This is a genomic window from Paenibacillus sp. ALE3, assembly GCF_054113405.1.
The window spans coordinates 707,527-722,185 of sequence record NZ_CM134214.1; the positions used below are offsets into that span (position 1 = coordinate 707,527).

Below are 14,659 nucleotides of genomic sequence, written 5' to 3' on the forward strand. Positions count from 1 at the left end.
GAGCATGACCTAGATGAGAGGATTTTATTCCAGAAAGCTGCATTCACTTCTTGGCGTCATTCCGTTGGCTCTATTTTTTGTTGAGCATTTGGTGACGAACTTCACAGCGGTGGAGGGCGGTAAGGAAGGTTTTAATCGCAGCGTGGCCTTCCTGAATGGTTTGCCGCTGGTTATTGTGTTAGAAACGTTATTCATCTACTTGCCATTATTATTCCACGGAATCTATGGCTTGTATATCGCTTATCAGGCTGATCCGAATGTTAAAAGGTTTGGCTATTCGCGTAACTGGCGCTTTTTGTTCCAGCGTATTTCCGGCGTCATTACGTTTGTATTTATTATCTGGCACGTATACGACACACGCTTTCAGGTGGCCCTGGGTAATGTCACTCATGAGGAGCTAGGCGGCGTAATGCATGGCATAGTGACGAACCCAGTCTATTTTATTTTGTATTTAATCAGTGTCGTTTCGGCATCATTTCACTTTGCTAATGGACTGTGGGCATTTATGGTCAGTTGGGGGATTACCGTGGGACCACGTGCCCAAAAAGTATCTTCCTATATCTGTATGACCCTGTTCGTGGTGGTGTCGATCGGCTTCGTTGCTTCCCTGCTTGCATTCCGTAGCGCGGAATTCCAAGAAACGGCAACAGCCTTGGTGCATTGCAGCGCTTTTAAACAGCTACTGTAAACGAGTTATTTAAATTATACATCGTGTTGAGATTCTATTTTGAATGGTAAAAGGGGATTTAGTACAAATCCTGAAAAGAAGGAGTGAGCAGAAATGGCAGCATCCAATATTATTGTCGTGGGCGGCGGTCTGGCAGGTCTAATGGCTACGATCAAGGCGGCAGAGGCGGGAGTCCACGTTCATTTATTTTCTTTGGTTCCGGTCAAAAGATCCCACTCCGTTTGTGCGCAAGGTGGCATTAACGGTGCGGTAAATACCAAAGGTGAGGGAGACTCGCCCTGGATTCACTTTGACGATTCAGTCTATGGCGGTGACTTTCTGGCAAACCAGCCGCCGGTAAAAGCGATGTGCGAAGCGGCTCCGGGAATCATCCATCTCATGGACCGTATGGGTGTTATGTTCAATCGGACACCAGAAGGACTGCTGGATTTCCGCCGTTTTGGCGGTACCCAGCATCATCGCACAGCCTTTGCTGGTGCGACGACAGGACAGCAGCTCCTGTATGCTCTCGATGAGCAGGTACGACGCTGGGAATCTGCGGGTTTGGTGACCAAGTACGAGAACTGGGAGTTTTTACAGGCTGTACTGGATGATGAAGGCATCTGTCGGGGGATTTGCGGGCAAGATTTGCGTACGATGGAAGTGAAGACTTTTGCAGCGGATGCCGTTATTCTGGCATCTGGTGGTCCCGGGATTATTTTCGGTAAAACCACAAACTCCGTCATTAATACCGGCACGGCTGCCGGTGCAGTGTATCAGCAAGGCGTTCGCTATGCGAACGGTGAGTTTATACAGATTCATCCAACGGCTATACCTGGTGACGACAAGCTGCGTCTCATGTCCGAGTCGGCACGGGGAGAGGGTGGTCGCATTTGGACGTATAAAGACGGAAAGCCATGGTATTTCCTTGAAGAAAAATATCCGGCTTATGGAAATCTGGTCCCTCGCGACATTGCGACACGTGAAATATTCAGCGTATGCGTTGATGATGGACTGGGTATTAACGGCGAGAACATGGTCTATCTGGATCTGTCTCACAAGGACCCGAAAGAGCTGGATGTAAAACTGGGCGGCATTATTGAGATTTATGAAAAATTTGTCGGCGACGATCCGCGTAAAATCCCAATGAAAATATTCCCGGCTGTTCATTATTCAATGGGCGGCATGTGGGTCGATTATAACCAAATGACAAATATACCGGGTCTGTTCGCAGCTGGTGAGTGTGAATTCCAGTATCACGGAGCGAACCGCTTGGGTGCAAACTCGTTGCTATCGGCCATTTATGGTGGGATGGTGGCTGGACCAAAGGCTGTGGAATATATCAAGGGCTTGAAAAAGTCTGCACAGGATGTAGCTTCTTCGGTATTTGATGCCGCAGTCCATCAGCAGACGGAGAAGTATGAGCGCATTTTGCATATGGACGGAAAAGAAAATGCCTATGTTCTTCATAAAGAGCTGGGTGAGTGGATGACAAACAATATGACCGTGGTTCGTTATAATGACAAGCTGGAAGCTACGATTCACAAGATCAAGGAGCTGAAGGAGCGTTACTCGAACATTAACATTAATGACGCTTCGCGCTGGAATAATGCGGGTGCGGCGTTTACACGACAGTTGTGGAATATGATGGAACTGGCTGAAGCGATGACCAAAGGGGCGCTACTGCGCAACGAAAGCCGGGGGGCCCATTACAAGCCGGACTTCCCGGATCGCAACGATGAAGATTATCTGAAAACGACGATTGCAGATTGGACACCGGAAGGACCACAAATTTCGTATGAAGAGGTCGACGTTTCACTGATCAAGCCGCGTGTTCGAGATTATTCCAAGAGCAAATAACAGAAGGGAGTGTATTTAGATGTCGGAGCAAGCAGTGAAGTCGAATAAAACAGTGAAGTTCGTGGTTACTCGTCAGGATGAGCCTAATGCTAGTTCCTATACGGAAGAATTTGAATTGGCCTACAGACCGGGAATGAACGTGATCAGCGCGCTGATGGAAATTCAGCGTAACCCGGTAGACAGCCAAGGTAAAGAGACGGCTCCAGTGTGCTGGGAGTCAAACTGCCTGGAGGAAGTATGTGGAGCTTGTTCTATGGTGATTAACGGCAAGCCACGTCAGGCGTGCGCAGCGCTCGTCGATAAGCTGGAGCAGCCGATTACGATTGCGCCCATGAGTACATTCCCGGTAGTACGGGATTTGGTCATTGACCGCAGCCGGATGTTTAACGCGCTCAAGAAGGTCAAAGCGTGGATTCCGATTGACGGTACCTACGATCTGGGACCGGGTCCTAGAATGGCAGAGAAAAAGCGTCAGTGGGCGTATGAGCTGTCCAAGTGCATGACCTGTGGTGTCTGTCTGGAAGCATGCCCGAACGTCAATGAGAAGACGACGTTCATCGGTCCTGCGGCGATATCTCAGGTTCGCCTGTTTAACAGCCATCCGACAGGGGAAATGAATCAGGAAGAGCGCCTGGATGCATTGATGACGGACGACGGGCTAGAAGGCTGTGGTAATTCGCAAAACTGCGTACGCTCTTGCCCGAAAGGCATTCCGTTGACAACTTCTATTGCCGAAATGAACAAGCAAACGACTAAGCATATGTTTAAGCGCTGGCTGACTGTGTAGCAGAGCCAGCCCATAGGTTGTACTCAAACAGGCTTCTTCCCAACCGGAGAAAGCCTGTTTTTTTGCGCTCAGGAATGATGGAGGGTAACATGGAGGAAGGAGCGAGGGACAGCACTTATGGTATAATTATAATATTGTGTATCGTTTTGGAGAAAAGGAGGCTGGACAGGTGACTGTGCAACCGATAACGAATCGACCTGTCACGAGGTCGGATGTAATGAAAGGATTAAAGGAGCTGGGAGTTCAGAGCGGCATGACATTGCTTGTTCACTCGTCGATGCGCAGCTTTGGGCGCTTTGTTCCAGGCGGGGCCTCCACCATTCTTGCCGCATTAACCGAAGCGATTGGCCGGGAAGGGACGCTGGTGATGCCAACACAGTCACACGACTTGACAGATCCGTCCACCTGGATGAACCCGCCTCTGGATGAGTCGTGGTGGGAACTGGTCCGCGAGGAAATGCCCGCTTATGATCCGGCCTGGACGCTGACCGGAGGGATGGGCGTCATTGTAGAAACGTTCCGTGGCCTGCCGGGAACAGTGCGCAGCGGGCACCCGCACGTTTCTCTGGCGGGGCGTGGACCTGCTGCTATAGGCTTGCTGGAAGCGCATGAGCTTGATTTTGGACTGGGTGAGCATTCGCCCTTGGCAAAGCTGTATGAGGCAGATGCCTATGTACTGCTGCTGGGCTGCGGACATGACAGCAACACCTCCTTACATTTGGCAGAATATCGAACAGCCTACAATGGACGTGAAGTTGTCACGCATCAAGCCCCTATGATGGTGGATGGGGCCAAAACGTGGGTGTCTTTTCAGGATTATAATATTACCTCGGATGATTTTGAGCAGTTGGGACTTGATTTTGAACGGGAATGTCCCACATCCTTTATGCGGGTGAACATTGGAGAGGCTTCATGTTTTTTCGCAAGGCAACGAGATTTGGTTGACTATGCAGAGCAGTGGTTGTCCACTCATCGCTAAAGCATTTGGACAGTAGGAAGTGCTGAGAAATGAGATAGAAAGGACAGAACGCAAGGGGGAACGCATAATGAAGAAGATGTCGCAAATCCGCCGCGAGAGTCAGGATGGCCCACATCAGGAGGCCACTATCCCTCCCGGTTCTTCGCGGCGTTCCTTATCAAATGAGCCAGCCAATCCTTCCCGCCGCCGTTTTTTGAAAAAGGCGGCTTTAGCCACAGCAGGAACTGCACTATTGGCTGGAGGATATGCCTCCTTATGGGAGCCTAATCATTTGGAGATTACACGCTTCAACTTGTCTCTCCCTCGTCTTCCGTCTGCATTTGACGGAATTAGGGTGGTGCATTTCAGCGATGTGCACTTGGGGTTTCACATGGATGAGCAGGATCTGAGCGAGCTTGCGGACCGAATAGCAGGTCTGGAGCCGGATTTGCTCTGTTTTACAGGCGATATTGTAGATGATTATTCCGTATCGATGAAGGCTGCTGTTCCAGTTATGGCTTCCATGCACGCTACCCTTGGTAAGTTTGCTATTCTGGGCAATCATGATTATAGAGGCTTACCCGCCGGCGTTCAGGAGCTATATCCAAAAACCGGATTTACACTGCTGAGAAATGAGCATGCGGTTGTAGAGCGCGCGGGACAACGTGTGGCCATCGTCGGCTTGGAGGATAACATCATGGGCAAGCCCAATCCGCAGCGTGCAATCCACGGACTGCCTGATGAGATGTGCAAGCTGCTACTGATGCATGAGCCGGACTATGCAGATGTGGCGGCACAAATGTCCTTTGATCTTCAATTGTCAGGACATACACATGGGGGACAGGTACGTTTGCCTGTCATTGGAGCACCGATGCCGCCCCCTGGTGGACGCAAGTACATTCAGGGATTATTTCATGTGGGAACGGATAGAATGCCACTGTATGTCAGCCGAGGCATTGGTATGACACATTTGCCAATACGGGTGCTGTGCAGACCGGAGCTTAGTGTTATTACGTTAAAATCTGGCCAATAGGTCATGATCTTTTTTTCATCTTCATCATATATGTTGGAACTACATAATGTTGGCTTGAATGTAGTGTAGAGATGTAGCCGTTTCGGACAAAGGAGTGAGATTCAGATGGATCGTATTGCTGTCATTTCAGATATTCATGGCAATTGGCCTGCTTGTGAGGCGGTGCTGGAGGATATTGCTTCCCGAGGCATCAGCCGTGTGTTTTGTTTGGGGGATCTGATCGGCAAAGGGCCTAGCCCGTGCGAGGTTCTGGATGCTATCCGTCAACATTGTGAAGTCGTCGTTCGGGGCAATTGGGATGAGCTGGTTAGCATAACGGATGATCTCAATTTTAGCTGGCAAGCCGAACGTTTGGGTGCAGACCGAGTGCAGTATTTGGCACAGTTGCCGTTTCATTATGATTTCAGAATGAGCGGACGTCGTATCCGCTTGGTGCATGCCTCGCCGCAAAGTGTGTATCACCGCGTACAGCCATGGGATGAGCCAGCCAAAAGGCTTGCCATGTTCGATCCGCTAGCTGAAGAAAGTGGAAAAGTACCTTTTGCTCCAGAGGTTGTGGGATATGGGGATGTGCATAATGCCTTTATCCAGCATTTCCAGGGAAAAACACTTTTTAACGTTGGGAGTATCGGGAATCCGTTGGATATTACCCAGGCTTCCTACTGCATTTTAGAGGGGCGATGGGGAGAGGAGCAGCTCACGCCTTTTTCCATTCATTTTGTACGAGTACCCTATGATATAGAATTGGCAGTAAAACAAGCAGAGGAGGCAGATGTGCCTTCTTTGGCATATTATATTCGAGAGCTGCGTACCGGAATTTACCGGGGAATTCAGGACCTGGATTAAGTATGGAAATATGCATGGCTAAAAGCAGAATCCATCCGCAGGAGGGAACATTGTGCTGACCAGAGAAATGCTTCGTCTCGGATTGCCGGAGCTTTACACTCGCCGAGTCCGATTGCGCCAGCTAAAAGCGGAGGATTATCCTGCGCTGGAGCGGATCTTATCCGATCCATTGGTAATCCAATATGTGAATCGAATTCGCAAGCCAGTCTATGCAAGAATGAGACGCCTGGTTGCGCAAATTAAAATATCAGCTGACTCACTGGACTCCCTACATTTTGCGGTGGAATGGCATCGGAGAAATACAGGAGAGAGCAATCTGCATGATGAATTCAACGAACGGTCCTCCTCATCGTTGCTCGGTATTGTTTCTTTTCAGCAATGGAATGAAAGAACGGGTGAGGCACAACTGGGCTATATTCTGGATCGGCCTTTTTGGGGACAGGGACTGGCTACAGAAGTCGTAGGAGAAATGCTGAAATTTGGTTTCGAGTCTTTGAAGCTCAAGCGGATCGAAAGCCGTTGCCAAGAGAATAACCAGGCTTCTATGCGTGTGCTTATGAAAAATAAGATGCGCCTGCTGCGCACCATTGGTGCCTATGATCCCTCAGGAGAGGTGCCGAGTGTATTGGTATTTTCGCTGACCCAAGGGGATTATGCGTAGAAATAACATTGGAATATTTTGTTACAAAGATGAAATATAACTGCAAAACAACTCTAACACAGGACGGGTACAATACAGACATGACCCCCTTTTGAATAATATATGTTGCTGGGACCCGATCATTCGGGTCCTCTTTTTTTGTTATCCTATAGTTAGAACCAATCAGGAAAGAAGGGCTATGTCATATTCAAAATATCATGCTACTAGGTGTATAGAGTCTAGGTCTCGGGATGACCACAACGCCACTGGCCCATGTCGCCCTTGTGCTGTATCGGCTGAAGAGGCAGGAACGGGTTCAGGCTTGTTTACGACCTTTATGTACTTGGCTAATTCGTTGGGTGTCGCTTTGATCGGTATCTTGTTCTTATCCTCGCTCAATCACACGCTTTTCAGATGCTAATCTGTCCGATTATATCAGGGCATTCTCTATTTCTGTGGCGGTGAGCGGCCTTCTTGCCTTGGCTGCGCTCAGTTATATTTCATTTTGTTACAAAAATGAAATATAACTGAAAAACTACTTTAATATAGACTGGGTACAACATAGACATGACCCCCTTTGAATCATATAAATTGCTGGGACCCGAAGCTTCGGGTCCTCTTTTTTTATAATTCATAGGTACGGTTCAGGCTGGTTACCAGCTCTGGAAGCCATTCATTTAGGGAGAGAAAGGAGTATCCCTCTGACTGGGCTTTGGACGTATCCATGTACCACGAATGTTTAATACCGAATGGAGACATGTGCTCGTTATTGGCTGTAGTGGAGTCGCATGTCCTGAGGGGGCAGATGAGTTTGAGCCGGAGTGGCTCATCCAAAACGAATGTTATGAAATGATCCATCAAATGATGGAACGCCATGAGGAAGCGCATCAAGGTAATTGGCAGGAATTTATGCGTCAGAGCGCCCAGGATTGGCGCCAATATCCGCAATTGACACGTAATGAGTTAAGCCGCATTACGTGCCCTGCATTATTTATTGCTGGTGAACATGACGACTTTGCCACAGAAGAGCAGCTTCAGAAATTATGCTCATGGGTCCAAGATTCACGTTATCTAGTTGCTCCGGGTTGTAGTCATCGACCGCACATGCTTAGAGAACAGCCCATTTTAATCAATGATTCTATTCTTCAATTTTTGAATAAACATGCTATTGGTTGATTAAAATTATTCCCCTAGAAGCTTCAAAAAATTGGCTGGCACCGTAATTTGCTGATTATTAATCATAATCTTTCGAAGCTCTTCCATAGAGTCTTCTTCACCTCTGGCATCTTTAATCTCCTTGATTTCACGATGCAGACGTTCCATTTGCAGATCCAGCGCATTAGCGGAATCCGCTGCGTTCTTTAATTCACGTGTCAGACTCTCGGGAACAGACTGGTTGTATTTATAAAAGATTTTATGCTCCAGGCTTGCCCAAAAATCCATCGCAATGGTTCGAATCTGCACCTCTACGCAGACTAGTTCCTCACAGTCCGACATGAATACAGGAACTTGAACCAGCAAATGCAGACTCTGATAACCGTTCGGCTTGGGATTCTTGATGTAATCCTTGATTTCCAGCACCTTGAGGTCACTCTGTCTCTGAAGCATGTTACTGACATCATAAATGTCAGAAATAAAAGAGCAAGTAATACGTAAGCCCGCGATATCCTTGATAGAATCTTTGATAGCATCCAGCGATAACTCACTATTTTTACGAAGCATTTTGTTCATGATGCTCTCAGGAGATTTAAGGCGTGATTTGGTATGCTCAATAGGGCTGTAATCGTGCAGCGCTTGAAATTCCTGCTTTAATATTTCAATCTTGGTTTCCATTTCGTCGAGTGCAAACTTATAGATGAGCATAAATCGCGTGATGTCATGCTTTAGCTTTTTGAGCTTGTCCATAGGATCTTCCAATTGCATATGTAATTCTCCTCACACAAAGATGTTGTTTATTTAAAATAGTGGGGTTGTACGGTTTTAAGGCGATTGGTAGCAGAGCGAGGATTTGAATCTGGAGAAGCGTTAGTGTTCGCCTTTGCAATGGGATTGTTACCCTATATAAGGGTTTCCCAAGAATCCCATTGCAACAGCGATTCCCACCCTTAATACATTTTAAAGCGCCACAGGAATTTTACGTTTTTCTTTAAAATAAACCCATTCCTGGAAGCCGATATCCTTCAGCATCGCTTTTACGTCTTCCCAATCGTCGCCTACCCGTGAAGGCTTATGGGCATCCGAACCAAAAGTGACCTCCACACCAAAATGGTGCGCTCTTTCTAAAATAGAAGCAGAGGGATACCATCCGCCACTCAGCTTGGTTTTACCTGAAGTGTTAATCTCAATCGCCACATTGGATTCCGCAATCACTCGCAAGGTTTCGTCAATGGCTTCATCGGCAGGAATGTCTGAAAAGGCAGGGAAGTTCCCTTTCATTGCGTCAATATGACCTAAAATCTGAAACATGCCGCTTCGCGCAGATTGCTGAATGAGCGCATAGTAGGCTTGTTTGACCTCGACTTTACGAGCGTCACTTAATTTTTTCCAACGATTGCGGTTAAAAATGCTGTCCCCTTCGACATTATGAATCGACCCGATAAGGTAATCAAATGGATAAGGAGCCAAAGTGGAACGATACAATTCAACAAAATCAGGGAAATAATCCGTTTCCAATCCAAGGAGCACGTCAATACGGCCCTCGTATTCCTTCTTAAGCTCCTGTACTTCTTTTACATATTCAGCAAGCTGTGACTTGGCCATATAAATTTTAGGAAAAGCCTGATCCTTTTCGCTACATAGGAAGGGGGAATGGTCGGAAATACCAATAGCTTGTAAGCCTGATTGAATACCTGCTTCGATGTAATCCCGAATGTTGCCGTCTGCATGACCGCAGCGGAAATGATGGGTGTGCAGATCAAATTTCATGGACTGTCTTCCTTTCGTAACCAAGGTTTATATTGTGTATGTTGTTCATAGCGAATTACGTTATTCAGAACTGGTGAAATTCGTCTCCGGCATCCCCTTCAGATCGCTCAAAAATTGCTGCATTGCTGAGTTTAGATAACGGCCGGACTTATAAATCACCCCTACCGGATGACTAACTTCCAGCTCGGGAATATGGATCATTTTTAATGTGCCTGTACGCAGCTCAGAAGTGACTGACAGTCTGGAAATTATGGCAGCTCCGAGATTGATTTCGACCATCCGTTTGACTTCCTCACTGCTGGACAACTCAATCACGACATGGGGCACAATTTGGTGCTTTTTAAAAACATCGTCCACGAATTTCCGTCCTACCGTATCGGGAGAGAGCAGAATGAGCGGAATTTCCCGAAGGGCTTCAATAGTAGCGTGTGGTTGCGAGGCCAGCGGATGTGTAGGAGACACGACAAGTTCAAAAGAATCATAATACAGGACTGAAGTGCTTAGATTGGGATTACGTTCGATCAGATACCCGATACCAACATCAATAAGTCCGTTCTCCACCTGCTGATAGATCATCGAGGAGGCCATGGATTGAATGGAGGTTTTGATGAGAGGGAACTGATCCTGAAAGTAGGAGAGCACACGCGGTAAAATTTGAATGGCGATGGATGTTGTGGTACCCAGCGCAATGTGACCCTGCGGTGTTTCGTTCAAGTCATACAATCTCTGTCTTAATTCCTCAACAACCTCCAATATGCGCTCGGCGTGTTCCAAAAAAACAACTCCCCGGTCGGTCAGGGTGACGGGCTGGTTGCGGTCAATCAGAATGGTTTTGAACTCATCCTCTAGACTTTTGATTTGGGCGGACACCGCCGGCTGCGTCAAATTGAGAAGTTCTCCGGCTTTACGGAAGCTCATCGTTTTGGAAATCATGATAAGTGTTTCAAGTTGACTGATGTTCATGAAGTTCCTCCTCTCTTTTCTTTAGCTTGTCGCAGCTGTATAAACTGAGTTTAGCCAATCTACTTGTTTATATGTAAAACCATCGTTATGCTTTATTTCATTAGATTATAGGTTATTCGAGCAGGAAGGGCAATGAATCGAAGCAGTACACCGTAAAGTGTGGTATATTGGGGAATAAAGACTAAAGTCCTGATATACTTTAAAAATAACCAGTCTAGATTCGGCTTGTAGTAAAGATATAGGACATTATTCACATTTTTTGTGCTTTAGCTATAAAAAATTGCCGGACTGCTGTCGATAAGTGATAGAGAGAGTATTTTATTGCAGGTTGAGTCGTTATCCAGCATTATTTAAATAAAAATTCAAATTTAAATGGGACTTTTGTTGTGTGTCTAAAAGCCCATCGTAAAGGGGCGCAATGATCGTGAAGGCAGAAGTGATAAATCCTTTTTTGGAGTCGGCGAGACGGGTCATTGAACAATTGATCCAAGTTTCTCCTTTACCCGGAAATCTCGGTGTGAAAAATGTCGAGTTGGTGGACGACCATATCTGGATTATGATCGGGATGACCGGACAGCTTAGCGGAAATATTGTGTTCGGCCTGAATGAGCAGGTGGCGCTACGTATGGTATCGGCGATGATGGGCGGATTTGTGTTGACTGAAATTGATGAGATGGGCAAAAGCGCAATTTCGGAATTGGGCAATATGATTAGTGGCAATGCCAGTACAATTTTGTCCAGTCAGGGAATTGTCGTGGATATCACCCCTCCGCAGGTCATGAAATCAGAAAACTTGACCACTTTTGTGCCCCAGCGCGCCCTTTGTATTCCGCTTTCGGTGGAAGGAATCGGTGAGCTGGATATTCAGGTGATGATCTCTTAATATTAAAGGAGTAAGTTTCTTTAATGTGGAGGGATGACCATGAGTACATTGCAGGATAAGGTAATTGTGATTACAGGTGCATCCAGTGGGATTGGCGCCCTTTGCGCTCAGTTGTTGAGCGCAAAGGGCGCGATTCCTATTTTAACAGCACGTTCGCAGGAGCGATTGAAGCAAGTATCTGCGGGAATCAGCGGCAGGCATGAGCTGATCCCATTGGACGTTACCTGCCAGGAGCAGGTAGAGGCTGTTGCTGCACGGGTATTGGAAGAATACGGACGGGTTGATATATTGCTCAACAATGCAGGTTACGGAAAGTTTGAGTATTTTAATGAAACCGACCTGACAGAGTTTGAACAAATGATGGACGTGAACTATATGGGGGTTGTTCGCTGCATCAAGGCGTTTCTGCCGCAAATGACAGAGCGGAACGATGGGCAGATTGTGAATGTAGCATCGATTGCTGGGAAAATCGGGACAGCCAAATCGGCTTCTTATACGGCCACAAAGCATGCGTTGCTCGGTTTCAGCAATGCGCTCCGGCAAGAACTGCGCGGAAGTGGAGTGACCGTAACGACGATTAACCCCGGGCCGATTGATACACCGTTTTTTGAGCTGGCAGATCCTTCAGGGGGTTATGTGCGGAATGTTGGCTGGTTTATGCTAAAACCTGATAAGGTAGCACAGCATATCGTAAGGGCGATGGAGCTCCGCAAGGAGGAGGTTAATCTGCCGCAGTGGGTATCTCCTTTCCTCAAGCTGTATCAATTAGCTCCCAGACTGATCGACAGGCTGGGGCATGGTGTGATGAATAAGAAATAATAGATGTCCCGTAGCCATTAGGTGTGGTGAGGGACATCTTTTATTTTTGTGATTTGGTAACAGGGCTATTTTCGCATATAATGGAGAGTAACGAATTTACGTATAGGGGTTGGACCTTTTCATGACATTGAATTTTGAAGCGCTCGGCGTTGAACAAGATCTGTTAGACAAACTGACCGAGCATGAAATTACACAGCCTTCGCCAGTTCAGGCAGAGGCTATACCGGAAATAATGAAGGGAAAGCATGTATTGGCGCGCTCACAAACCGGTACAGGCAAAACACTGGCTTATTTGCTACCGCTGCTACAAGCGATTGACCCACAGAAAAAGGCTACACAAAAGCTGATACTGGCTCCAAGCCAGGAATTGGCCATGCAAATTGTACGTGAGGGTCAGCGCTACGGAGAGCATCGTGGAATCCGTGTACTAGGTCTGATTGGTGGGGCGGCAATCAAGCGCCAAATCGAAAAGCTGAAGGATCATCCACAGCTTGTGGTAGGCACACCAGGACGTGTACGGGAACTCATCGCTTCGAAAAAGCTGAAGATGCACAATATAACAACTATTGTCATCGATGAGGTGGATCAGATGTTCCAACTCGGCGGAGCAGGCGATGTGACCCATATACTGGGCTCTGCTCAACGTGATCGTCAGTTGGTATTCCTGTCCGCAACGCTGAATAATGAAATTCAGTCATTGGCACAACGGGAGATGCCTGATTACGTAGAAATCGGGATTGATCCTGACCAGAAGACGGCCAGTGGACTGGAACATTACTACTTTGTATCCGAAGAACGGGATAAGGTGGATATGCTGCGCCGTCTGGTACGGCATTTTAATCCGAGAAAAGCGCTGGTGTTCGTAAATACGACCAATGCCATCGGGGAAATTGAAGCCAAGCTCAAGCACATGGGCCTAACTACGGCATCCTTGTATGGAGATGCAGATAAAGTCACGCGCAGCAACGTGTTGGCTCGGTTCCGCGAGGACAAGCTCAAAGTGCTGGTCGCTTCGGATGTGGCAGCCCGTGGTCTGGATATTGAGGGGCTTGAAATGGTCATTCATTTTGACCCGGCTACGGATAGTCAAGCTTATGTTCACCGTGCAGGGCGGACAGGACGTATGGGACGCAAAGGACTGGTGGTGTCGGTGGTGACCGAGCGCGAAACGTTCATCATGCGTAAGTTTTCTCGTGAGCTGGGAATCGATATTGCAGAGCGTGCGTTGTACGGAGGTCGAGTTGTAGTGCCGCGCCCGGCGGATGCCAAGCGTGCCCCTGTAAGGCCATCTGAGACTAGATCCATTTCCAATGGAACAGTGACGGAAAACCGCAAGATACCTGTTCGGACTGAAGCAGGGCGTCCAGGCAGGAATTCCGTGAACGGTTCAGCTCCAGGCAAGAGCAAAGGAGCAGCCTTATCCAAAGCAGGAAAGGCACAGCGCGAGCGTGATCGTAAAAACAAGGGTGCGCCAAGATGGCTGAAGGAAAAAGGATCAAAACCGAACGAGTAAGGGAGAAGAGGGGGAGCCATGGAACAACAGCCTGTGTTGCAAATTAACGGACTGACCGGTGGATACAGCGCCAAACGCCCGGTACTACATCAGATTTCGCTCGATGTGAAGCCGGGAGAAATGGTGGGACTGATCGGTCTGAACGGGGCCGGGAAAAGCACGACCATGAAGCATATTTTGGGACTGATGACACCGCAGGCCGGAGAAATTCGCGTACAGGGGCATAAGCAGGATGAGAATCCCGAAGCGTATCAGGGAGCTATTGCTTTTGTACCCGAAGCTCCAGAGCTGTATCCTGAAATGACAGTGATGGAGCATATGGAGTTTACGGCTAGAGCATACGGAGTCAGCGAAGCAGATTTCCGGACGCGCAGCGATCAAATGCTGGACTTGTTCCGTATGCGGGATAAAAGCGGAAGTATGTCGATGCATCTCTCCAAAGGGATGCGCCAGAAAGTGATGATTATGTGCGCATTTTTAGCGGGGCCGCCGTTGTATGTCATAGATGAGCCTTTTTTGGGTTTGGACCCGCTCGGCATTCGTTCCCTGCTTGACTTTATGTTGGAGATGAAGCGTTCGGGTTCGTCTATTTTGCTCAGTTCTCATATTTTGTCCACGATTGAAAATTATTGCGATCGTTTCATTGTGCTTCATCAGGGTGCCATCATCGCTCAGGGTACGCTGGACGAAGTGACAGCACAGGCGGGTAAGCCGGGCATGCCGCTGGAAGATGCATTTTATGAGCTGGTACAGGGCAGGGATTGA

At 47.7% G+C, this 14,659-nt stretch carries 15 protein-coding genes; 12 read left to right on the forward strand and 3 right to left on the reverse strand.

Annotated elements, in window-relative coordinates; all coding sequences use genetic code 11:
* The first annotated feature begins 13 nt into the window (after window positions 1–13).
* The 8 genes from ACXHJ2_RS03215 (at window position 14) to ACXHJ2_RS03250 (ending at window position 7,967) form a co-directional block, all read left to right on the forward strand.
* Entirely contained in the window at window positions 14–688 is a 675-nt protein-coding gene (locus ACXHJ2_RS03215; RefSeq protein ID WP_025674087.1) for a succinate dehydrogenase cytochrome b558 subunit, read from the forward strand.
* A 93-nt stretch (window positions 689–781) separates the two neighbouring features.
* Entirely contained in the window at window positions 782–2,527 is a 1,746-nt protein-coding gene (sdhA, locus tag ACXHJ2_RS03220; RefSeq protein ID WP_019688513.1) for a succinate dehydrogenase flavoprotein subunit, read from the forward strand.
* A 19-nt stretch (window positions 2,528–2,546) separates the two neighbouring features.
* Window positions 2,547–3,314 carry a succinate dehydrogenase iron-sulfur subunit gene (gene sdhB, locus ACXHJ2_RS03225; RefSeq protein WP_013372870.1) on the forward strand — a complete coding sequence of 256 codons (768 nt, stop codon included), beginning with the start codon at window positions 2,547–2,549 and terminating at the stop codon, window positions 3,312–3,314.
* 169 nt (window positions 3,315–3,483) lie between these two features.
* Window positions 3,484–4,293, forward strand: a complete 810-nt coding sequence (locus tag ACXHJ2_RS03230) for an AAC(3) family N-acetyltransferase (RefSeq protein WP_165081592.1) — start codon at window positions 3,484–3,486, stop codon at window positions 4,291–4,293.
* A gap of 67 nt (window positions 4,294–4,360) precedes the next feature.
* Window positions 4,361–5,305 (forward strand): metallophosphoesterase, encoded by a 945-nt coding sequence (locus ACXHJ2_RS03235; RefSeq protein WP_165081594.1) that lies wholly within the window; start codon window positions 4,361–4,363, stop codon window positions 5,303–5,305.
* Between the two features lie 105 nt (window positions 5,306–5,410).
* Window positions 5,411–6,151 (forward strand): metallophosphoesterase family protein, encoded by a 741-nt coding sequence (locus ACXHJ2_RS03240; protein WP_165081596.1) that lies wholly within the window; start codon window positions 5,411–5,413, stop codon window positions 6,149–6,151.
* 52 nt (window positions 6,152–6,203) lie between these two features.
* Entirely contained in the window at window positions 6,204–6,812 is a 609-nt protein-coding gene (locus tag ACXHJ2_RS03245; RefSeq protein WP_165081598.1) for a GNAT family N-acetyltransferase, read from the forward strand.
* A gap of 714 nt (window positions 6,813–7,526) precedes the next feature.
* Window positions 7,527–7,967 (forward strand): alpha/beta fold hydrolase, encoded by a 441-nt coding sequence (locus ACXHJ2_RS03250; protein WP_238791046.1) that lies wholly within the window; start codon window positions 7,527–7,529, stop codon window positions 7,965–7,967.
* A gap of 6 nt (window positions 7,968–7,973) precedes the next feature.
* Here the strand turns inward: ACXHJ2_RS03250 and ACXHJ2_RS03255 are convergent, their stop codons facing one another.
* The 3 genes from ACXHJ2_RS03255 to ACXHJ2_RS03265 all read right to left on the reverse strand — a co-directional run bounded on the left by ACXHJ2_RS03255 (window position 7,974) and on the right by ACXHJ2_RS03265 (window position 10,679).
* On the reverse strand, window positions 7,974–8,714 hold the full coding sequence (locus tag ACXHJ2_RS03255; RefSeq protein WP_013372861.1) for a GTP pyrophosphokinase: 741 nt from the start codon (window positions 8,712–8,714) through the stop codon (window positions 7,974–7,976).
* Window positions 8,715–8,906: 192 nt separating this feature from the next.
* Window positions 8,907–9,716, reverse strand: coding sequence for a histidinol-phosphatase (locus tag ACXHJ2_RS03260; RefSeq protein WP_165081601.1), 810 nt, complete (start codon window positions 9,714–9,716; stop codon window positions 8,907–8,909).
* Between the two features lie 60 nt (window positions 9,717–9,776).
* Window positions 9,777–10,679, reverse strand: a complete 903-nt coding sequence (locus tag ACXHJ2_RS03265) for a LysR family transcriptional regulator (protein WP_016820048.1) — start codon at window positions 10,677–10,679, stop codon at window positions 9,777–9,779.
* Window positions 10,680–11,103: 424 nt separating this feature from the next.
* On the opposite strand from ACXHJ2_RS03265, the gene ACXHJ2_RS03270 reads away from it, so the two are divergent.
* The 4 genes from ACXHJ2_RS03270 (at window position 11,104) to ACXHJ2_RS03285 (ending at window position 14,659) form a co-directional block, all read left to right on the forward strand.
* Window positions 11,104–11,562, forward strand: a complete 459-nt coding sequence (locus tag ACXHJ2_RS03270; protein WP_025365744.1) for a chemotaxis protein CheX — start codon at window positions 11,104–11,106, stop codon at window positions 11,560–11,562.
* Between the two features lie 39 nt (window positions 11,563–11,601).
* Window positions 11,602–12,381: an SDR family NAD(P)-dependent oxidoreductase gene (locus tag ACXHJ2_RS03275; RefSeq protein ID WP_165081603.1), complete on the forward strand. Its 780-nt coding sequence runs from the start codon at window positions 11,602–11,604 to the stop codon at window positions 12,379–12,381.
* Between the two features lie 121 nt (window positions 12,382–12,502).
* Window positions 12,503–13,894 carry a DEAD/DEAH box helicase gene (locus ACXHJ2_RS03280; protein ID WP_165081605.1) on the forward strand — a complete coding sequence of 464 codons (1,392 nt, stop codon included), beginning with the start codon at window positions 12,503–12,505 and terminating at the stop codon, window positions 13,892–13,894.
* An 18-nt stretch (window positions 13,895–13,912) separates the two neighbouring features.
* Entirely contained in the window at window positions 13,913–14,659 is a 747-nt protein-coding gene (locus tag ACXHJ2_RS03285) for an ABC transporter ATP-binding protein (protein ID WP_025674065.1), read from the forward strand.

Bases quoted from the DNA above. Each gene is read 5' to 3' on its own strand.
- ACXHJ2_RS03215 (WP_025674087.1), top strand. From the start codon at position 14: ATGAGAGGATTTTATTCCAGAAAGCTGCATTCACTTCTTGGCGTCATT.
- sdhA (WP_019688513.1), top strand. From the start codon at position 782: ATGGCAGCATCCAATATTATTGTCGTGGGCGGCGGTCTGGCAGGTCTA.
- sdhB (WP_013372870.1), top strand. From the start codon at position 2,547: ATGTCGGAGCAAGCAGTGAAGTCGAATAAAACAGTGAAGTTCGTGGTT.
- ACXHJ2_RS03235 (WP_165081594.1), top strand. From the start codon at position 4,361: ATGAAGAAGATGTCGCAAATCCGCCGCGAGAGTCAGGATGGCCCACAT.
- ACXHJ2_RS03240 (WP_165081596.1), top strand. From the start codon at position 5,411: ATGGATCGTATTGCTGTCATTTCAGATATTCATGGCAATTGGCCTGCT.
- ACXHJ2_RS03250 (WP_238791046.1), top strand. From the start codon at position 7,527: ATGTTTAATACCGAATGGAGACATGTGCTCGTTATTGGCTGTAGTGGA.
- ACXHJ2_RS03255 (WP_013372861.1), bottom strand. From the start codon at position 8,714: ATGCAATTGGAAGATCCTATGGACAAGCTCAAAAAGCTAAAGCATGAC.
- ACXHJ2_RS03260 (WP_165081601.1), bottom strand. From the start codon at position 9,716: ATGAAATTTGATCTGCACACCCATCATTTCCGCTGCGGTCATGCAGAC.
- ACXHJ2_RS03265 (WP_016820048.1), bottom strand. From the start codon at position 10,679: ATGAACATCAGTCAACTTGAAACACTTATCATGATTTCCAAAACGATG.
- ACXHJ2_RS03275 (WP_165081603.1), top strand. From the start codon at position 11,602: ATGAGTACATTGCAGGATAAGGTAATTGTGATTACAGGTGCATCCAGT.
- ACXHJ2_RS03280 (WP_165081605.1), top strand. From the start codon at position 12,503: ATGACATTGAATTTTGAAGCGCTCGGCGTTGAACAAGATCTGTTAGAC.
- ACXHJ2_RS03285 (WP_025674065.1), top strand. From the start codon at position 13,913: ATGGAACAACAGCCTGTGTTGCAAATTAACGGACTGACCGGTGGATAC.